The organism is Roseofilum sp. KMC-1 (assembly GCF_057802075.1).
The window spans coordinates 1,021,190-1,042,059 of sequence record NZ_CM173605.1 but is presented as its reverse complement, the minus strand read 5'-3'; the positions used below and the strand labels follow the sequence as shown (position 1 = coordinate 1,042,059).

At 47.5% G+C, this 20,870-nt stretch carries 17 protein-coding genes; 11 read left to right on the top strand and 6 right to left on the bottom strand.

The window, feature by feature from the left end; genetic code table 11:
- Positions 1 to 38 precede the first annotated feature (38 nt).
- Positions 39 to 611: a Uma2 family endonuclease gene (locus AC3FZD_RS04965; RefSeq protein ID WP_488739065.1), complete on the top strand. Its 573-nt coding sequence runs from the start codon at positions 39 to 41 to the stop codon at positions 609 to 611.
- 54 nt (positions 612 to 665) lie between these two features.
- On the opposite strand, the gene AC3FZD_RS04960 is transcribed toward AC3FZD_RS04965, so the two are convergent.
- The 3 genes from AC3FZD_RS04960 to AC3FZD_RS04950 all read right to left on the bottom strand — a co-directional run bounded on the left by AC3FZD_RS04960 (position 666) and on the right by AC3FZD_RS04950 (position 4,478).
- Positions 666 to 1,985, bottom strand: a complete 1,320-nt coding sequence (locus AC3FZD_RS04960) for a response regulator (protein WP_488739064.1) — start codon at positions 1,983 to 1,985, stop codon at positions 666 to 668.
- Between the two features lie 146 nt (positions 1,986 to 2,131).
- Positions 2,132 to 4,327 (bottom strand): hybrid sensor histidine kinase/response regulator, encoded by a 2,196-nt coding sequence (locus AC3FZD_RS04955; protein ID WP_488739063.1) that lies wholly within the window; start codon positions 4,325 to 4,327, stop codon positions 2,132 to 2,134.
- A 16-nt stretch (positions 4,328 to 4,343) separates the two neighbouring features.
- Entirely contained in the window at positions 4,344 to 4,478 is a 135-nt protein-coding gene (locus AC3FZD_RS04950; protein WP_488739062.1) for a hypothetical protein, read from the bottom strand.
- Positions 4,479 to 4,703: 225 nt separating this feature from the next.
- Here AC3FZD_RS04950 and hoxE point away from each other — a divergent pair, with 225 nt between their 5' ends.
- The 9 genes from hoxE to AC3FZD_RS04905 all read left to right on the top strand — a co-directional run bounded on the left by hoxE (position 4,704) and on the right by AC3FZD_RS04905 (position 14,632).
- The gene (gene hoxE / locus AC3FZD_RS04945) at positions 4,704 to 5,228 is read left to right on the top strand and encodes a bidirectional hydrogenase complex protein HoxE (RefSeq protein WP_488739061.1); all 525 of its coding nucleotides are present in this window, start codon (positions 4,704 to 4,706) and stop codon (positions 5,226 to 5,228) included.
- 164 nt (positions 5,229 to 5,392) lie between these two features.
- Complete coding sequence (locus AC3FZD_RS04940) at positions 5,393 to 7,006, top strand: NuoF family protein (RefSeq protein WP_488739060.1); 1,614 nt, start codon at positions 5,393 to 5,395, stop codon at positions 7,004 to 7,006.
- 55 nt (positions 7,007 to 7,061) lie between these two features.
- Positions 7,062 to 8,708 carry a hydroxylamine reductase gene (gene hcp / locus AC3FZD_RS04935; protein ID WP_488739059.1) on the top strand — a complete coding sequence of 549 codons (1,647 nt, stop codon included), beginning with the start codon at positions 7,062 to 7,064 and terminating at the stop codon, positions 8,706 to 8,708.
- Positions 8,709 to 8,790: 82 nt separating this feature from the next.
- A complete protein-coding gene (gene hoxU / locus AC3FZD_RS04930) occupies positions 8,791 to 9,507 on the top strand; it encodes a bidirectional hydrogenase complex protein HoxU (protein WP_488739058.1) in 717 nt (238 codons plus the stop codon).
- A gap of 6 nt (positions 9,508 to 9,513) precedes the next feature.
- Entirely contained in the window at positions 9,514 to 9,933 is a 420-nt protein-coding gene (locus AC3FZD_RS04925; protein WP_488739057.1) for a hypothetical protein, read from the top strand.
- Positions 9,917 to 10,387, top strand: coding sequence for a hypothetical protein (locus AC3FZD_RS04920; RefSeq protein WP_488739056.1), 471 nt, complete (start codon positions 9,917 to 9,919; stop codon positions 10,385 to 10,387). The genes AC3FZD_RS04925 and AC3FZD_RS04920 overlap by 17 nt, the downstream gene beginning before the upstream one ends.
- Before the next feature lie 17 nt (positions 10,388 to 10,404).
- Positions 10,405 to 10,953: an NADH-quinone oxidoreductase subunit B family protein gene (locus AC3FZD_RS04915; protein WP_488739055.1), complete on the top strand. Its 549-nt coding sequence runs from the start codon at positions 10,405 to 10,407 to the stop codon at positions 10,951 to 10,953.
- Between the two features lie 215 nt (positions 10,954 to 11,168).
- Positions 11,169 to 12,599, top strand: coding sequence for a Ni/Fe hydrogenase subunit alpha (locus tag AC3FZD_RS04910; protein WP_488739054.1), 1,431 nt, complete (start codon positions 11,169 to 11,171; stop codon positions 12,597 to 12,599).
- Positions 12,600 to 12,844: 245 nt separating this feature from the next.
- Positions 12,845 to 14,632: an ArnT family glycosyltransferase gene (locus AC3FZD_RS04905; protein WP_488739053.1), complete on the top strand. Its 1,788-nt coding sequence runs from the start codon at positions 12,845 to 12,847 to the stop codon at positions 14,630 to 14,632.
- Positions 14,633 to 14,730: 98 nt separating this feature from the next.
- Here AC3FZD_RS04905 and AC3FZD_RS04900 read toward each other — a convergent pair whose 3' ends face one another.
- The gene (locus tag AC3FZD_RS04900) at positions 14,731 to 14,931 is read right to left on the bottom strand and encodes a DUF2283 domain-containing protein (RefSeq protein ID WP_488739052.1); all 201 of its coding nucleotides are present in this window, start codon (positions 14,929 to 14,931) and stop codon (positions 14,731 to 14,733) included.
- Positions 14,921 to 15,187, bottom strand: coding sequence for a DUF4258 domain-containing protein (locus AC3FZD_RS04895; RefSeq protein ID WP_488739051.1), 267 nt, complete (start codon positions 15,185 to 15,187; stop codon positions 14,921 to 14,923). Before AC3FZD_RS04895 ends, AC3FZD_RS04900 begins: the two co-directional genes overlap by 11 nt.
- Before the next feature lie 91 nt (positions 15,188 to 15,278).
- Between AC3FZD_RS04895 and AC3FZD_RS04890 the strand changes: the two genes are divergently transcribed.
- On the top strand, positions 15,279 to 17,771 hold the full coding sequence (locus tag AC3FZD_RS04890) for a CPBP family glutamic-type intramembrane protease (protein WP_488739050.1): 2,493 nt from the start codon (positions 15,279 to 15,281) through the stop codon (positions 17,769 to 17,771).
- Between the two features lie 360 nt (positions 17,772 to 18,131).
- Here AC3FZD_RS04890 and AC3FZD_RS04885 read toward each other — a convergent pair whose 3' ends face one another.
- Positions 18,132 to 20,867, bottom strand: coding sequence for a CBS domain-containing protein (locus tag AC3FZD_RS04885; protein ID WP_488740270.1), 2,736 nt, complete (start codon positions 20,865 to 20,867; stop codon positions 18,132 to 18,134).
- Positions 20,868 to 20,870: the final 3 nt, after the last annotated feature.

The window sequence follows — 20,870 nt, the reverse complement described above, 5'->3', positions numbered from 1 at the left end:
ATTCCTCCACCCATTTTTAATTAATACGAGGAGTTAAGATGAATCATTTGACTCTCGACCTAGAAACTGTCAATTTGACTGATGAGCAATATTATCACTTGTGCATCAGAAATAAGCATCTTCGCTTTGAACGTAATGCTCATGGGGATTTAGTTATTATGCCTCCCGCAGGTGATGAAACCAGTAATCGTAATGCTGGACTAACCGCTCAACTTTGGCTGTGGAATGAAGAGCAACAATTAGGCATAGTCTTTGACTCTTCAGCCGGTTTTACATTACCTAACGGGGCAAAAAGATCTCCCGATACTTCTTGGATTCCCTTGGAAAAATGGCAAAAAATACCGCCAGAAGAACGAGAAAAATTTAGCCATATTTGTCCTGATTTTGTAGTCGAGTTAATGTCCCCCAGTGATACATTGAAAACTACCCAAGAAAAAATGCAAGAATATGTGGAGAATGGAGCCAAATTGGGTTGGCTGATCGATCGCAAGAAAAAACGAGTAGAAATTTATCGACCCAATCAAGAGGTAGAAATATTAGACCATCCTTCTCAATTGTCAGGAGAAAATATATTACCCGGATTTGTTTTGAAATTAGCCAAAATTTGGTAAATACAGCGCGAAGTGCTGTATCCCTCTCATGATGTTCTCTCCTGTGAATGGGTTTTAGACAGAGTTGGATAAGAGTTTTTCTCGACTCAACTGGAGATGAATAGGAGAAACCGAATCAGTCGGATTTTTCTTCAAGACTTCCTCAAAATAGTCTATAGCCGATTGAAACTCTTGTTGATAGAGCGCTTGTAGACCTTGTTCAAAAATATCTTTGGTTTGCACAATTCCAGGATCTAAAACTTGTGCTTTTGTTCCTAATATTTCATACAAATAAATTCCCTGTTGCTTGCCGCGAGGAATGGCAAAGTCAATGCAACGCACCAAAAAATAGTCGGGATCGGGATAATGTTCCTGTATAAAATCAATCACCGCTTTACTGGCGATCGCACTACAGCCATAGACCTTAGTTAATCGCTCAATCCTTGCTGCTGTATTCACCACATCTCCAATCACCGTAGAATCCATACGGAGATCGCCTCCCAGAGTCCCCACCAGTCCTACTCCAGTGTGCAAACCAATCCCAATCTTAATCGGTGCTGACAATCCCAAAGCCTGACGATTCCCATTAAAATCTTGTAACTTTTGACGCATAACAATAGCCGCTTGTAGACCATCCGCACTATGGTGATGGGGGCGATCAAAAACCGCCATAATCGCATCCCCTAAAAACTTATCAATAAACCCATAATGACTAGAAATCACTTCACTCATCTGGGTAAAAAACACATTTAACCAAGCAAAGGTTTCTTGAGCCGCTTGGGTTTCAGCAATCTGGGTAAAATCGCGAATATCACAAAACAAAATCGTTAGCTCTTCTTCGATCCCATTCCCCAACTTAATCGAATCTAAACCCTGGGGAGCAATCCGTTGTAAATATTGCTCTGGTACAAATAACCGAAACTTCTCCGAGAGATGCTCACTAATATTCCAAGCCGCAGATAACTGTTTTTGACTCCGTTCTTGCTGTTCCTGCCTTGCTTTTTTCTGACGCAAACTGGACAAGCGTAAAAGACTCGATATCTTCGTTAATAACAACTCTATATTAATCGGCTTGGTAATATAATCATCCCCCATCAAATCCAGTGCCCTCAACCGGGAGCGATCGTCATCAAGAGCTGTCAAAAAGATAATCGGAACCCCTTGCAGAACCTCATCGGCTCGCAACCGACGACAGACTTCATAGCCATCCATCCCCGGCATCATAATATCTAAAAGAATCAGATCGGGGTGCATCTGAGCCGCTAGACTTAACCCCTGCTCACCGGAACTGGCAGATTGAATCTGATAACCTTCGAGATCGAGTAACTCTTCGAGTAAAAAAATATTACTCGGATCGTCATCAACGATCAAAATTTTTTGCACAGGATTTTGCATCTGTTAGTTCCCAACTTACTGCACCCGAATGTCTTGCAGCCTATCTAAATTCGATGCTCCCCACTGGTGGGTTAGCTCCCCACAGAGGAAACTAAACCGTCCTGCTCTTAATTATCAACGATCCACTCTCTACAATCAACGATCGCCTACCCCTCCTTCTGCTGAACCTGTTGAATGACTTCCAGAACTTCCTCAAACTCCAGAGGCTTACTCAAATAACCATCAGCGCCCGCTTGTAGACACTGCTCGCGATCGCCAGCCATCACCATCGCCGTCACAACAATCACTGGAACCTCTTTCCACAGGGGATGGGACTTCAAGCGCCGCACCAACTCTAAACCATCCACTTCTGGCAACTGTACATCCATCAAAATCAATTGCGGTAAGGTTTCCCGTCTCACCAACGGAGACTCAATGGTATGCACCATCATTTGACCATCAGTGATCAATTCCACGCTGTAGCCTTCCAACTCCAGGATCTCAGAAATCAAAGCTTGATTATAGGGTTGGTCTTCCACCACCAACACCCGTTTCCCATTCACGGCTTTAGGAGGATCGCCGATGGGAGGCCCGTCTTTATCCACCTCCTGCTCCTCGGTGGATAAACGACTCATTCCCGTTAAGGGTAACCAGACTCGAAATACACTGCCTTTTCCCTCTTGAGACTCAAAAGAGAGGGTTCCCCCATGGAGTTCAGCCAGTCGCTTAGTGAGGGAAAGACCTAAGCCGGTTCCTTCATGACGACGGGTTAAAGAGGAGTCAATTTGTTGAAAGGGACGGAAAAGTAAATGGTGTTGATCTTCAGCAATACCAATGCCCGTATCTTGGACTTCTAGGCACAGATAGGGGGTACTCTGGTTAATGGGAGAGCGATCGCAGCGATTTTCCTGAGCCAATTCTTGCCCATAGCCTAATCTACCCTTGAGTTTAATTTCCCCCTTTTCTGGGGTAAACTTCACAGCATTGGAGAGTAAGTTGACCAAAATTTGGCGGATACGCCGTTCATCGAGCAAGGCCTGATCTAAGCGATAATCGAGTTCTAGGGAAAGAATTTGCCGTTTTTTATCCGCACGGGGTTGGATCATCTTGAGGCAATCTGTACAGAGTTCATGAATCCCCAAAATTTGTAGATCTAGTTCAGCCTTACCCGCTTCTATTTTAGATAAATCTAGGATTTCATTAATCAGAGAGAGTAAATGTCTACCACTAGAGGCGATCGCCTTCACATGATTTTGTTGCCGTTCATTCAGTTGACCGGAGCGCTGACGAAGTAATAAATCTGAAAATCCCAAAATACTATTGAGCGGCGTTCTCAGTTCATGGGACATAGAAGCCAGAAACTCCGATTTCAGTTGTGAAGCTCGCTCTAAATCTTGGTTAATTTGATGGAGTTTTTCTTGAGCGCTGGCTCGCTCAATCGCTACACCCAACGTCCGACAGGCCGCAATGAGCATATCCTGTTGGGGGGAATCTTGCAGTTGATGAAGATTGCGCGATTCCAAGGTTAACACCCCAATCACTTGACCATCGGAGGTGGGAATGGGAAAAATCCCCACTTGGCCAATCCCTGGATGGCGAAATGCTTCTACTGCTTGGGGATGTTTGTAGTAATCTTCAATAAATAAGGGTTCTCCAGTACGCACGACTTCCCAGAGCAGACCTTGACCTTGGGGAATCCCTTGTTGTAATAAAGATTGCATTTCGGCCACCACGGGTTCGCCACAATAGGCAATAAATCGACCGGAAATGTTATTGGTTAGGGGGCCAGCCAGTTGTTCGTCTCCTTCCCCGCTAATCACTTTGATATCCCCAAATGCTGAGTTCATGGTCTCTACTAGGTAATTGAGGGCATATTTGCCAATTTCTTTGAGGGACGCTGAGGTTTGTAGCCGTTCGTTGAGGCCCAACAAGAAGCGAAGGCGCTTGACTTCTGCATTTAAGCTTGATTGCATCAGTGCTGCATGTTTGAGGGCTTGGCGATCGCCCGTTACATCGCGGAAAATCAGTAAGCGTCCTTGATTTGAGGTGATAGTTGTTGAGATTTCCAAGTGAATACCATTAGACTGTTCTACTTCAATGGCCCCATTAGTTGCTGCCGTGCCGATGATTCTAGATTTGAGTTTTTGGCATTGCTCTAAAGTCCAGTATCCTTGCTGGATCAGGTGACTAATGACCGTTTCCAGATGGGGTTGTTTTTGCAGACATTGGGGATCGACTTCCCACAGTTGAGCCAGTTTTTGGTTAAACAAGACCAAATGATGGGAAGCATCGAATAGGGCGATCGCATTGTCCACCTGAGACAAAATTAATTCCTGTTCTTCTTGCAGACGCTTTAGATCCATAGGGTTGGGTTTTGGGTCAACGGGTTTGGGGGATACAAGCATGGCGTTCTTTACCCAATGTACTCAACTGACGATCTAAATATTCACATAAATTTACATTTCTTCTAGTGAGGGCGATCGGTCGCCGATCGCGATCTCGATCACACCCCATAACTTCACAAAAATTTATAAAACCATAAATTCAGTGACTAAAATTCGTGAAATTTTATAGAATTCTCCTCACAATTTAAGGAAAAATGAATAAAACATTAAACAACCAGAAGATTGTCAAAAAAAGTTTCTTAAGTTTACTGAAAATATTTATAAAAATTTGGAAATTTCACCCAATTTAGCGCTTCAATAGAAACTTAAGAGAACCCAACATTGAACATTAACTATGCAATCTTCCCTCGTCTCTCCCACCTCAGAGCCAAAAAACACCGCCCCTAAACCTGCGGACAAAGACAAACGCTTCAAAGCCCTAGATGTAACCATGAAGCGCAGTCAATATCGCCAAGATGCCCTAATTGAAATCCTGCACAAAGCCCAAGGAGCCTTTGGTTACCTCGAAGAAGAAGTTTTAGAATACATCGCCCGTAACCTCAAACTCCCCCTGAGCCGCGTCTACGGAGTCGCCACCTTCTATCATCTCTTCTCCCTCAAACCAGCAGGCGCTCATACCTGCATCGTTTGCATGGGAACCGCCTGCTACGTCAAAGGAGGAGACAAAGTATTAGCCGCCCTAGAACAAAATACCGGCATCCACTCTGGAGAAACCACCCCCGATGGCCAAGTCTCCCTAGTTACCGCCCGGTGCATTGGAGCTTGCGGCATTGCTCCAGCAGTAGTCTTTGATGGCCAAGTCGCGCCCCAACAAACCCCAGAATCTGTGATTGAGCGGATCAAAGGGTGGCAAGAGTAGAAGATGGGGGACGCGGTGACACAGTGACGCGGTGATATAGAGAATTCCCCACTCCCCCACTCCCCCATTCCCCCATTCCCCCATTCCCCCATTCCCCCATTCCCCCATTCCCCTACTCCCCCACTCCCCCATTCCCCCACACAACCCAATTACGGAGAAAATTTATGGAATTTAGAGAACTACAAGAACTCGCCGCACAAGAAAAACAAGCCCAGAAACCGACCAGAGTTCATTGCTGTACCTCAACCGGATGCCAAGCGGCCCAGTCTTTAGTCGTCAAAAAAGGCATGGAACAAGCCATTAAAGACCAAGGCTTACAAGACGAGGTGCAGGTAGTTGGGGTAGGCTGCATGGGATTTTGCGGCCAAGGGCCCATTGTTCAGATCGATTCAGAAAGCTTAGAAGCAGCCAATGGACTCTACTACGAAAAAGTGACTCCAGAACAGAGCCACTCCATTATTGAAGGCTTGAAAGGAGGAGAAGTCACCGCCCATCAAGGCGATCCCAATCATCCCTTCTTTAGCCGTCAATTCCAAATTGTGCGGGAATATAGCGGCAAAATCGACCCCGAAAATATTGGTGAATATCTCGCCATGGGAGGCTATCAGTCTCTGTATCATGCCGTTTATGAAATGTCTCCAGAAGACGTAATTGCAGAGATTACCAAAGCGGGACTGCGGGGACGGGGTGGTGCAGGTTATCCCACTGGTTTAAAGTGGGCAACGATCGCCAAAATGCCCCCCGGCCAAAAATACGTCATCTGTAACGCCGATGAAGGCGATCCAGGAGCATTTATGGATCGCTCTGTCTTAGAGAGCGATCCCCATCGGATCTTAGAAGGAATGGCGATCGCCGGATACGCCGTCGGAGCCAACCAAGGCTACATCTACGTCCGCGCCGAATACCCCCTCGCCATCACTCGCCTAGAAAAAGCCATCAAACAAGCCAAACGCCAAGGCTTTCTCGGCTCCGGTATCCTCGGCTCATCCATCGACTTCAACATCGATATCCGTGTAGGCGCTGGAGCCTTTGTCTGCGGTGAAGAAACCGCCCTCATCGCCTCCATCGACGGCGGACGCGGTGTCCCCCGGCCCCGTCCCCCCTATCCCGCCGTTTCCGGACTCTGGGAAAAACCCACCCTCATCAACAACGTCGAAACTCTAGGGAACATCGCCCCCATTATCCGCAACGGTGCAGACTGGTTTGCTAGTATTGGTACAGAAAAGAGTAAAGGGACAAAAATCTTCTCCCTCACCGGCAAGGTTTGCAATAACGGCTTAATTGAAGTCCCCATGGGGATTACCTTACGGGAAATTGTTGAAGTTATGGGTGGTGGAGTCCCCAATGGCGGCCAAGTCAAAGCTGTGCAAACCGGCGGCCCCTCTGGCGGTTGCATTCCAGCCGAATATATGGATACCCCTGTAGATTACGACTCCCTAACTAAACTGGGTTCCATGATGGGGTCGGGGGGAATGGTGGTGATGGATGACTCCACCAACATGGTACAGGTCGCCCAGTTCTACATGGAATTTTGTCAGGAAGAATCCTGTGGTAAATGCATTCCCTGTCGCACCGGAACCGTACAAATGTACGAACTGTTGACCAAAGTGATTAAAGGAAAAGCCAAACCCGAAGACCTAGAAAAACTGGAACATCTGTGTCAGATGGTGCGCGTAACCAGCTTATGCGGGTTGGGAATGAGCGCCCCCAACCCGGTGTTGAGTACCCTGCGTTATTTCAAATCTGAGTATGAGGAGTTTTTGGCGATGAGTCATTAACCCTCAATACCCCGAACTAATTACCTGTAGCCTTACAAAGAAGCGAGATTAATTTATGTTTTGCGAACAATGCGAACAGACCGCTAGTGGTCAAGGTTGTCACCAATGGGGCGCTTGTGGGAAAAGTCCAGCCGTGAATGGGGTTCAAGATCTGTTGGTCTATTGCCTCAGAAGCTTGGCTCCCGTGGCCTTGAAAGGGAAAGAATTGGGCTTATCGACATTAGATGTGGATCGCTTTACCTGTGAAGCATTGTTTAGCACCATGACGAATGTTAACTTTGACAAGCGCTATTTTGCCAATTTAATTCGTCATGCGATCGCCCTGCGGGAAGACCTCAAAACTCAAATTGCCCAATCCACGACCGTTGAGTGGCCCGAAATTGTCCAATATCAACCCGACTTTACCGAGAGTTTAGCCGAACAAGGAGAAACCCTCACGGCTCGCTTGCTAGAGTCAGCCCAGGGCAACCCCGATATCTTTGCCCTCAAACTGCTGGTACTCTATGGGGCTAAAGGCATGGCTTCCTATACATTCCACGCCTATGAACTCGGTCAAGAAGATCCAGAGGTTTATCAGTTCTGCTATGAAGCCTTACATGCGATCGATCGCCATAACTTGAGCTTAGAGGAATGGGTAGCCTTAGCCCTGAAAGTGGGAGAAATGAACCTGAAAGCCATGGCCTGCTTAGATGCTGGCCATACCCAAACCTACGGTCATCCCGTACCCACCACCGTTCCACTTAACCCCAAACCTGGGAAATCGATCCTAGTTTCGGGTCATGACATTAAGCAACTAGCAGCCCTGCTGGAACAAACCTTAGACAGTGGGATTACGGTTTATACCCATGGGGAACTGCTCCCAGCCCATGGCTATCCCCAGCTCAAAGAGCGCTATTCCCATTTGTACGGTCACTATGGCACAGCCTGGCAAAATCAGACCCGCGACTTTGCCAAATTCCCCGGCCCGGTGGTCATTACCACCAACTGCCTGATGCCTCCCCATGAAAAGTATGAGGAGTATTTGTATACTGTCGGCCCTGTTGGTTTTCCCGGCATTATCCATTTACCAACGATTGATGGCACGGTGGACTATAGTTTGGTGATTTCTAGAGCCAAAACCATGAAAGGCTTTACGGAAGAAACTGAACCGCGCCAGGTGATGACGGGGTTTGCTCGCCATGCTGTATTAAGTGTGAGTGACACGATTATTGATGCGGTAAAACAGGGCAAAATTCGCCATTTCTTCCTGGTAGGAGGCTGTGATGGGGCGAAACCCGATCGCAACTACTATACGGAATTTGTGGAAAAAGTACCCCAAGATTGTGTGGTGATGACCCTGGCTTGTGGTAAATTCCGCTTCTTTGACCAGCAACTGGGAACCATTGGGGATATCCCCCGCTTGTTGGATGTGGGTCAATGTAATGATGCCTATTCTGCCATTCAAATTGCCTTGGGGTTAGCCAATGCGTTTGAGATGGATGTGAATCAACTGCCCTTGTCTATGGTGTTGTCTTGGTATGAGCAAAAGGCGATCGCCGTTCTGCTAACTTTACTCTATTTGGGCATTAAAGATATCCGCCTGGGGCCCACCCTCCCGGCGTTCTTGACTCCCAATGTGTTTAAGTTGCTGGCGGATACCTATAACCTGCAACCCATTTCTACCCCAGATGAAGATCTGGCAGCTTGTTTGACTGGGAGATAGGGAGATGGGGAGATAGGGAGATTGACATAATTACTCACGCTCCCATTCCCCCACTCCCCCGTTAACCATTTTGGAGAATACTATGTCTGTAAAAACCCTAACCATTGATGGAATTGATATTGCCATTGAAGAAGGATCGACTCTTCTAGATGCAGCCAAAGAAGCTGGGGTGGAGATCCCAACCCTATGCCACTTAGAAGGTATTTCGGATGTGGGCGCTTGTCGCCTCTGTTTGGTGGAAGTCAAAGGGATTAATAAGCTACTTCCCGCTTGTGTGACTGAAGTTTCGGAAGGGATGGAGGTGAATACGCAAACTGACCAACTGCGAGAATATCGGCGGATGACGGTTGAGTTACTGTTTGCAGAAGGCAATCATGTCTGTGCTTTTTGTGTCGCCAATGGGAGCTGCGAACTTCAGGATGTGGCGATCGCCGTCGGTATGGATCATTCCCGCTTTGAGTATCGCTTCCCCAACCGGGAAGTGGATTTATCTCATCCTCTATTTGGTATCGACCATAACCGGTGTATCCTCTGTACTCGCTGCGTGCGCGTCTGCGATCAGATAGAAGGGGCCCATGTTTGGGATGTTTCTGGACGGGGAGGAACTTCTAAAATTATCTCTGGTTTAAATCAACCTTGGGGTGAAGTGAATGCTTGCACGTCCTGTGGTAAATGTGTCAATGCTTGTCCTACGGGGTCAATTTTCCGCAAGGGAACGACTACCGCAGAGAAAGATGGCGATCGCGAAAAATTAGAATTCTTAGTCAATGCTCGTACTAAGCATCAATGGACAAGATAATTCTCAATGGCTCAAGGTAGCGATCGCTGGGATTATCTCAGTTATTATGAGCGTAAGTATCTTAGAGTGGCGATCAAAGCCTATGATGCAATCATCGAAGATACTGAAGATATCCCTAAAATTGCCCAACAATATCAACTCGATATTGAAGAGGTTAAACGAGCCAAAAATTACGCCTTTGGTGACGGAGTGCGTACCTGGGGATTTAGCCCAGATTTATGGATGGCTCAAGCATGGAAACGACTGGCTAACGGTGAAGGAAATGAATGCGATGAACTGTTGTTAAACCATGAAGTTTTTGAGTCTAACTTAGTGATTAACAAAGCTATGACCGTTCAAGACGCTCACCAGTTAGCACAAGCTCGTTATCCTTGGTCACTTAGGCTACTGGAATGGAGAAAACAAAACCATGAATCAACCCCTTGATGTAACAGCGAGTTTATCTAAATCAGAATTAGTAGAACAGCAGTTTTTAGAGGTTATAGAGAGTTGCCAATCTCTTGGCTCTCATCATGCAAAATACTCTAATATTCCTTATGAATCTGTGGATAGACTCTGTGACATGGCTCAAGATGTAAATGGTTTTGTACATTTGTTGACAGTCTATAAAGAGTCAATTCAAGCGGCTGTCAATTCAGTATTTACCTATGCCAGTACAGTCGATAATTGGAGAGTTCAAGAATCTCCAATTGGGTTTGGAGTTCGAGACTTTTGTGGAGTGTTAGTCGCTATACTTCAGGGACAACAAGCAAGTAGCTTATTAACTTCAGGAAATTTTCAATCCTTAGATGTGGTGGCTGAATTATTAAGTGAGTGGAGGGGAGTTGAGTTTCAACAAATTCTAGACAAACAAGCACAGTACCCATTACATGGACAATAAAACTAGGAGAGAAGAACATGGCAAAGATTAGAATGGCAACGGTTTGGCTGGCAGGATGTTCGGGCTGCCATATGTCCTTTTTGGACTTAGATGAATTCCTATTTGATATCGCCGAAAAAGTCGATATTGTTTATTCTCCCGTTGGCTCAGATATTAAGGAATATCCAGAAAATGTAGATGTCTGTTTAGTCGAAGGGGCGATCGCCAATGAGGAAAACTTAGAACTCGCCCTGAAAGTGCGCGAAAGAACCAAGATGGTAATTTCCTTTGGAGATTGTGCGGTTACGGCTAATGTTCCGGCGATGCGGAATATGTTAGGGGGGACGGAACCGGTACTCAAGCGCTGTTATTTGGAATTGGGAGATACGACTCCCCAATTGCCCAATGAGCCGGGAATTGTGCCGGAATTGCTCGATCGCGTCCGTCCTCTTCATGAAATGGTTAAAGTGGATTTATTTATTCCCGGATGTCCTCCTCCTGCCGATCGCATCAAAGCGGTGATCGCACCTTTATTAGAAGGGAAAACTCCAGTCATGGAAGGACGGGAAATGCTGAAATTTGGCTAATGCCCTCATCCCCCCAGCCCCCTTCTCCCGTGGGAGAAGGGGGAGTAAGGGGGGATAAAGTTCCTCTCCCGTGGGAGAGGGATTTAGGGAGAGAGCAAGCCCAAAATCTGTAGGGGCGGGTTAACCAAGATTCATGAATCCCACCCAGATTTCTGTAAACCCGCCCCAACCCCATTCATATCCACCCAAAACCCAGAAAAAGGAGAACACCAAAAATGAGTAAAAAAGTTATTATCGATCCCGTAACTCGTATTGAAGGCCATGCGAAAATTTCCATCTTTTTAGATGATGCGGGAGAAGTGGAAAATGCCCAGTTTCATGTGGTTGAGTTTCGCGGATTTGAAAAATTCTGTGAAGGACGACCCATGTTTGAAATGGCAGGAATTACGGCGCGAATTTGTGGAATTTGTCCCGTGAGCCACCTGTTAGCCTCCGCAAAAACAGGAGATAAAATATTAGCCGTGCAAGTGCCTCCCGCCGGTGAAAAATTGCGGCGGATGATGAATTTAGCGCAATTGACCCAATCCCATGCCTTAAGCTTTTTCCATCTTAGTAGTCCCGATTTTCTCTTGGGATGGGAGAGCGATCCAGCCACTCGAAATGTGTTCGGTTTAATGGCCGCCGATCCAGATTTGGCGCGGGAAGGAATTCGCCTGCGGCAGTTTGGACAAAATATCATTGAACTGTTAGGGGCGAGAAAAATTCATTCAGCCTGGGCAGTGCCGGGTGGGGTGCGATCGCCTCTTTCAGAAGAAGGTCGCGCTTGGATTAAGGAGCGTCTACCGGAGTCGCGCACCGTCACAGAGAAAGCTTTGGGGTTGTTTAAGCGCCTATTGGATAGCGAGTTAACCACAGAAGCAGAAGTTTTTGGTAAGTTTTCTTCCTTGTTTATGGGCTTAGTTGCTGCTGATGGCAGTTGGGAACATTATGGCGGCCATCTGCGCTTTATTGACAGTGAGGGCAATATTGTTGCTGATCATTTGAGCGAGGATAATTATCAAGACTTTATTGGCGAAGCGGTGGAAAATTGGTCTTATCTGAAATTCCCCTATTACAAACCCCTGGGATATCCGGATGGTATTTATCGGGTTGGGCCTTTAGCGCGGTTGAATGTGTGCGATCGCATCGGCACACTGAATGCTGACCGAGAATTGCAAGAAATGCGCGATCGCGCGGGTGGACGAGTTGCCACTTCTTCCTTCTATTATCACTATGCTCGCTTGATTGAAATTCTCGCTTGTCTCGAAAAACTGGAAGAATTAGTTGACGATCCCGATATCGTTTCTTCTCGCTGTCGCGCCACGGGAGGCATTAATAAACTCGAAGGAGTCGGAGTCAGTGAAGCGCCCAGAGGAACTCTTTTCCATCACTATCAAGTGGACGAACAGGGATTAATTCAGAAGGTTAATCTGATTATTGCCACCGGTCAAAATAACCTGGCGATGAATAAGACGGTGACTCAAATTGCCAAACATTATATCCATGGCAATGAGATCCCCGAAGCCATGCTCAACCGCACCGAAGCCGGTATTCGTGCTTACGATCCCTGTCTGAGCTGCTCTACCCATGCGATCGGTCAAATGCCATTGCATCTAGAGTTAGTGAGAGCCGATGGTAGCATTGCCCACCAGCTTTATCGTGATTAAATTCTAGCGATCTAGGATGAGAAACCAGGTTTTTCTTGTCTGTTATTTGATCGCGGGGGTGTGCCCTCTCTCTATATCCCTCTCCCGTGGGAGAGGGACTTTCTTATTCTCCCATCTCCCTATCCCCCCACCTTGCCCTTTTTCGGCTGTCGCCGACATGAATGAGGCGAGAATGAAAACCCCCTGGGGGATGAGGGCAATATTTTTGGTAAATTGAGAAGCGCATAACCTACGGAGCAGCCGTTATGGGTGAGTCATTACCAACCAAGAAACCAACCCCAGCGATCGCCTGGACGATCTCTATACTCTGGCTGATTACCATTGGCTTTATTGCCGTAATCTGGAACTTGGGCAATATGGGTTTAGTGGATGAAACCGAACCCCTGTTTGCTGAAGCAGCGCGGCAAATGACCGTTACGGGAGATTGGATCACGCCCTATTTTAATGGTGAAACTCGCTTTGATAAGCCGCCCCTGATCTATTGGTTGATGGCACTCTGTTATCAGGCGATCGCCGTCAACCCTTGGGCAGCACGCCTCCCTTCCGCTCTAGCCGCCCTATTCCTGAGCTTATTTGGATTTTACACCCTGCGCCGCTTCGGCCGCTCCCCAGGACAAACCCAACCCTTTTGGATCGCCGGTTGCATAGGCGGAACCCTGATCGTACTCAATGTGCAAACCATTGCCTGGGCAAGGATAGGAGTCTCGGACATGCTTCTGAGTGCTTGCATGGGTTCGGCTCTGTTTGCCTTCTTCTTTGCCTACGCCACCCCAGAACCCCAGGCTAAACGAAACTGGTATCAAGCTTTTTATACCTTCTGCGCCCTCGCTGTCCTGACCAAAGGCCCTGTGGGTATTGTGTTGCCCGGTTTAATCATTGTCTGCTTTTTAGCCTACATGGGCAACCTGAAACTGGTCTTAGGGGAAATGAACCTAAAGGTGGGTTTACTGCTGTTTTTTGTCCTGACGCTCCCTTGGTATATCCTGGTGACTTGGGCAAATGGTTGGGACTATATCAACTCGTTCTTTGGCTATCACAACATCGAGCGCTTTACAAGTGTTGTTAATAATCACTCTGCTCCCTGGTATTTCTACATTCCTACTATTTTCGTCGGCTTTTTCCCTTGGTCGGTTTATCTTCCCGTCGCCCTCTTCAAAACCCGATTTTGGCAACGTCGCGCCTGGTTAAGACAACCCCGCAGCCACCATTTACCCATCTTTGTTTTCTTCTGGTTTATCTGTATTTTTGGCTTTTTTACTATTGCCGTTACTAAACTGCCTAGCTATGTCCTCCCCCTGATGCCCGCTTGCGGTATTCTGGTGGCGCTGGTTTGGAGCGAACCGGAAGGGGGAAACCCGAAAGCCTGGAACCCAGGGCTATTCTGGAGCGGTGTAGCTAATATCATCCTCTGTTTAGCTCTAGCTGCGATCGCCCCCTTTACTGTTCCTTTATTAGGCAATGATGCCGCCATGCCCAATTTTGGCATCACCTTGCAAGAGTCTGGCTTGCTCTGGCAATTTATAGGGCATTATACGATTTTGGCGATCGCCCTGGCGATCGCCCTACTGGGCAAATGGTGGCGCGGCTTATGGACGGTGAATGCGATCGCCTTTGCCGCCTTTATGATCCTCCTGGTGACTCCCATTACCGAGATCGTGGATCAACAGCGACAACTTCCCCTACGGGAACTCGCCCAAACCGTCACTCAAACCCGACAACCGAGCGAACCCCTAGTGATGATCGGTTTTTGGAAACCCAGTCTCACTTTCTATACCCAAAATACGGTCATTTATGGCCATCATTCCCAACAATCTCTCGTTACCCTCGGCCAAGTAATCCAAGACTCCTCCACCCCCGACACCCTGCTCATTTTAGGAGAAGCCGGAACCTTCACCAGCATGAAATTTGCACCAGAACAGTATGAACTTTTAGACCAACAAGGGGTCTATCAACTGGTGCGAATCAGTAAAGCGGAAGTGATTAATACCCTCAATAAGAATATCCAAAACGCCAGAGTCTTGATGGACAATTGAGGTACATTAGAATTGATTACCCTTGAAACTGGAGAACCGGAGAAAATGGTGCGATCGCCTACGATCTGATGCAGTTAAATCAGCTTCCATAAAGTATATCAAGTGGTGATCGTTAGCATAAGGTCTTGAGGATTAAATATTTTGCGTTTAGATGCATTGAGAACTTCAATGCTAAGGGGTTCATCATTTTCGTCATAACTAACAATAACGCCTCCAGGTTCGGAAATAGCATTAACGGGAAACCCATCGCGCAACATAAACATTAAAATGTCTGCTTCGGCATCGTATTTAACTTTCATGGGAATTCTCCTGCCAATATCGCTTGATTTGATTAGTCCAGTACAGGGTTAAGATTCGCTTGGTTTTGCCAATTTCAACAAATGGCACTCTCAGAAGACCATTGCCTCGTTTAACTTGAGCCACCAAAATATCGTCTTCCAAAATAATCTGTTGAGGATTAGTGAGAACCGCTTCAACCTCTTCTCTGGTAATTCCGAAACGCTCGCTCCATTGTTGCTGCCTTTCCTCAGCGTGTTTTGTCCAAACAATCTGCATCTCTCCTCATACTCCGATTCCTATACATTCTCTGGTTTTAGAACTCCAATATTTCCTATGATAAAGGACAACGATGTGTAAAGGTAGGCGAATGGGTCAGCGCAAAACAACACAGATAAGCCGATGGATTGGTCGGGCACTCTTGAGTATAATTACAGTTTTTCTTGTTGCGTTAAGTGCTTCTTCCCATACAGCGCAGCGCTCCAGTTATGCCCTCAGTTTAGAAGCGCCCTTTAATCAAATCGGGTTTTATCCTGCGGTGCAATCAGTGGATTCTCCCTACTATCGCAGCACCGGAGAGTGGTTAGGGCGATTGATTTTACCCTCTCGTGAAGACCTAGAAACGATCGCTCCCCTCTCGTCAATTCCCGATTGGACTTGGATTGAGCTGTATCATACGCCACCGGAAGCTAAGGATTGGGAAGGGAAAACGGTACGCTTAGAATGGCGGGACGATCCGAGAATTGCCGAGTATGTAAAAACAGTTACTGCTAATGTGCAATTGAGCGATCGTGCCCTAGAAAACCATCATAAGGGCAATGTCATCCCCACCCGTCTCAATGGTCGCCCCCCAGTGGGCCCCCTCCAATCCCTTGCCGGAGCGCGTCCCCAAGACGATCTCATTGTCCGTCTCCATGAAGTAAATTTTACCCCCAACAGTGGCAAATCAGCCGTTTTACAAACCAGTCTAGAACCCATTCAAGTGACGGGACGCTTTTATGGCTTAGTAGAAATACGAGAACCCTTGCCCTCAACTTGTGCAGAAAATCAGCCTTGTCCTACTGAATGGTACAGAGTCCAACATTACAACCGAGCCACGGAAAAATTTGACGGACTAGAGGAAAAAGTTCGCATTCCCCAACAACCCCAGGATAATAACGGTCGCTGGTTATCCACTCCCGAAGGTATAGAAAACTCTCCTGCGGGTGAAAAAGGATGGTATCTCTATGGAGCTAGGGACAAACAAGGACAATTTATTGTACAAGGAATTAAGCCGCGATCGCTTTTTCAACTCCAGCCCAATCATATTTTGCTCGGAACCCAAACCAGTCTCGACTATATCCAGCACTACAACTGGAAAGACACTCCAGAGCGCAAAGGAACCACCCAAAGCATCCTCATCTCCCCCACCGCCACCCGTCCAGAAGAAGCCGTGCAATACTGGAACGAAGGAGACTATGCCCTAGTCATGCATCTGTTTGGCGGCATTGGCGGCCAAAACGGAGAACCCATAAGCGCTGGAACCGTAACCGGTCATTTTGCTTACGGAATTGCCCAAGTTGTGCGCGACCCCTTCACCCAAGAGCTACAATTTGACATCCTCTATCAGCAAGTTTACGCCCACAATCCCAACGCCATTATTTCCGGAACCCATACTTGGACGAACTACATGGGCAATTTGCAACGGGGATGGTTAGGCACTCGGCCCGTTTCCGATGTCCTGATTAAACTCGATGCCTTAACCCAAAACTATAATTTTGATGGTGAAATCATCTCTCCCATCCGCGAATTTTGGATACAACTCCAAATCATGATGGCCCGATATCGCACCGGAGACGGAACCGGAGTCGCAGAAGTCACCCCAGCAACCTCCTGCGTGCAAGACTCCAGCCAAGCGCTCTACATCACCATCGAACAAATTAAACAACAAATTCTTGCTAACCCCAAAATTGTCACCTGGTTACGCACCCATCCCCACCATCCCCAAACCCAACGCTTATCAGAATTAGTCCAATTAGGAGAAAACCTCGTTAACCTTCTCGCTCCTCAAGGCGTTGTTCGCGAAGATTGGAAACAAAATGCCCAATTTTTATCTGGGATAAACCCTGGTAATGGATTTATCAGCGATCAAGATTTATTCAATGCTCTATTAAGTTGGCAAACCTTACTCCCTCGCCAAGCTTATGATCGCATGGCTAAACTGTTCTTAGATCGAGGATCGCAATTATGGTTTTTACGCACCAATCAAGTTGGTGGATGGGACAGTAGCATCGAACCAGTTGCTCCTACGGGAATTTTAGGCCAATTTCCCCTCATTTCCACCCTAGCCAGCCGGGTTTTGCTCTCCTTAGCTCGGCCAACATGGCGAGATGGGGGGATCTTAATTTTAATGTTGGGCGGGTATGCTTTTATTGCCATAGCATTAACCTGGTCTTATAGCTTTTGGCAATGGCTCAAGGGCGCATCTTTCCGGGAATCCTGGCATCGAGTGGGGGCAGCGTCCCTAGCTCAAGATCAATCACCCCCCAATTTCTGGCAAGCCTTGAGGATTTTATGGGTTCCTGTAGCCATAGAAGAATTGGTTTTCCGCGTAATCTTGGTTCCCCATCCCACCGACTGGATTTCAAGGCAAGAATGGTGGTTGTTGGCTTTAGTGAGTTTGATCCTTTATCTCTTCTATAAGGTGGTTACGGTTTGTTTATGCTCTAAACTGCCCTTAAAACTTGTGCCGGTTGTCTTGCTCTTGAGTATTACATTAGGCTTAGTTTGTATTCTCACTTATGGTCTAACGGGTTCATTTTGGGTGATTTGGGTGTTGCATGGATTGATTCGACTTAATCCGTTTCAGTTCCAGCGCGACTAGGAGGGCAAGATTGGATGCCTTATATCAAGTCCGATTAAACAATTGTCATTGCAACCTCCGGGAAGCAATTGCCGAGACGAGCGAGATAGCGCAGATTGCTTCACTCCACTGCGTTTCGTTCGCAATGACATACTAACCGATCCAACGGACTTGATACAGCAGTTTTCGCTGCTATGCGGTACATTTCGATCCCCCCAACCCCCCTTAAAAAAGGGGGCAGTCAAAGTCCCCCTTTTTAAGGGGGATTTAGGGAGATCTTTTCCGACTGTACCTCATTACCGCGCGAAGCGCTGTATCAGAGGAATGCGAGCGTCTCGCTTGCTAGAGAAAGGCAGCGAGGAAGATGTCCGCACTCATTACTCATAAAGGAAAATTTTCCTGCAAGAAAGCTTCAGCCTGAGCGCGATTTGTGAGTTCTCCATCTAAGGTCATCTCTAGGATTCGATCCAAAATTACTTTAAATTGACGACCGGGTTTATAACCCAATTGTTTTAAGTCATTCCCATTTAAAATGGGCTTCACTTGGGCGAATTTCCACAAGTATAACCAGATCTTGTGCCGTAGGAGTCGGGGACTTTGTACCATGACTAAAATTAATGTGGGGAAGCGATAAGGCTGGAGAATATTCACAATGGTGCTGGGGGATTCACAGGTGGGTAAATCGGAGAAAATGGTGGTTTTTGCGGTTTCTAAATCCTTGAGGCGTTCGATACTTTCAGCAGGGAGCTGGAAACCGGAAGCGACTGGGTAGCGGTATTCGGGGGCAAGATAGGCAATAATGACTTCTAGTAATAATTGCCAAGGGGGGCATAGTCCAGGGGGTTTAAATCGGTGTAAACATCGGTCTACTAAACTCAGTTGTTTCCAGAGTTCAGGGGTGAGTTCTAAGCTGGAGTGAATGCATTTGAGTGCATCTAGATTTCCGAGCATTTGAATGGCTCTTTGCCAATAGTTGGCTTCTAGGATGTAGTTGAGTTCGTTTTTGAGGCGGGTTTGGAGGGCAGGCGCTCGGTTATTTTCGGCGATAGAAAGATCGTACACGCCACTGGCGATCGCATAACGAATATAGCCTTCCGTTTGTCCTTCTAAACGAAACCCCAACCGCACAGCAAACCGCACGGCGCGATAAATACGGGTGGGGTCTTCGATGAAGCTATTGGCATGTAATACGCGAATTAACTGGGCTTCTAAGTCTAAAATGCCACCAAAAAAATCTAATACTTCACCAATGCGGGGAGGAGTTAGGCGCAGAGCTAGAGCATTGATGGTGAAATCTCTGCGGTATAAATCTTGGCGAATTGAGCTGGCTTCTACCTCCGGATTAGCGGCAGGATAGGGATAAAATTCTGTCCTTGCTGTCGCAATATCAACCCAAAGATTGCCTAATTCTGGGTGTTTATGCCAGAGCAGGGCTGCGGTTTGGAATTGCCCATGAATTTGCAAGCGAGCGCCGGGATATTTTTGCTGTAGGACTTTGGCTAACTGGACTCCAGCCCCCGGTTGGGCGGCACGATGATAGCCATCCACCACGAGATCTACATCCTGGAGATCGATAACCGTATCGGCATCCGCGAGGAGTAAATCTCGCACTCCTCCACCTACCAAGTATAAATGCCAACCTCTTTGTTCCGCCGCTAGGGCCGCTTGTCGCAAGACTTCCTGTAAAGTGTAGCTCAAACTCTCCCGTACCATTTGCTTCATGGTTTCTGGCAAATAACAGGACTTAAGGCGATGGATTTGTATTTTTGACCCCACTTGCTGCCCGGTTTCTTGAAGATGAAATTGCCGCAATACATCGCTACGGGTGACGATGCCGACTAAATTCCCCTCTTCTAATACGGGTAAGCGACCAATATCATAGGTAACCATCAACGCCTCAATTTCCGGCAGTTGGGTTTCTGGGGTGATGGTTTTCAGATGAGGAGTCATGTAGCCTTTGACGGGAGCATGGGAAAAGCCATGATGGAGGGCAATATCGAGGTCGCGACGGGAAATAATGCCGACGAGTTGTCTTTGGTGATTGACCACGGATAATCCGGAGTGGCCATAGCGTAATAAAATACGCTGGGCTTGGGCGATCGTGGTTTCTGGTAAGATGGTTCGCACGGGGGAAGACATTAATTCCCTTGCGGTGGGTGCGGTGGGGACTTGATCTTTGAGGTTTTGCACCAGCTCTGCAAAGATGGGTTCAATGTCGGTTTCTCGCAGGGTGAGGGAGGCGGCTTGAGCATGGCCCCCACCTCCGAGGGGGGCAAATAGGCGCTGGAGATTGAGGGGAGGATGGGAGGAAGAACGACATTTGCGACGGGAGCGACCAATGACGGTTAATCGTTTTTCTGCTCCCACTTGATACCATGTACCGAAGAGTAGGGCATCGGTATGGGTTAATTCCATGAGTCGGGCGGCTACACTGGATAATCCGGGGATGAATTCTGCGGTGGGTAAGAGAACCCAGGATAGTTGATAGCCCTGTTGGGTCAGGGTTTGCAGTTGCTCTAGGGCGAGGGTGAGCAGGTCTTGGAGTTGGGGGGATAATCCGGGTTCTACATATTCGCCAATGACGGCTAAACTGGCTCCTTGGGTCATTAACCAGGCTAGGGCGAGGGCATCCCTGGGGGTGCTGGAGTCATAGGTGAGGGAACCGGTGTCAACATGAATGCCTAGGGCCATGACGGTGGCTTCTGCGGGGGTGAGTTCTAGGGAGGGGAGGGTTTGCAGACGCTCGACGATTAGGGTGGTGGTTGCGCCGACGGGTTCGAGAATGGAGTGGGTGAGGGGAAGGTCGGTAGGGGTGTCGAGATGATGGTCGTAGAGTTCAACTTGTTGGAGATGGGGCAAGTCGAACCAATCAGAGGCTGGCCCGAGGCGATCGCGTTGCTGAGTATCGACTACGATTAAACTGCGGATTTGCTCTACATTTACTGAGCGGCGCTCAATTAAGGCATATTCATCCCGATAAAAGGCTAAGAATTCTCTGACTGTGGGATGACATCCCCCTGTCAATACGACCTGAGCGCCCGGTTTGAGCCGCGTTAACCCCACTGCTGCCCCTAATGCATCAAAGTCTGCGGTGGTATGGCACAAAATTAAATCCATCAT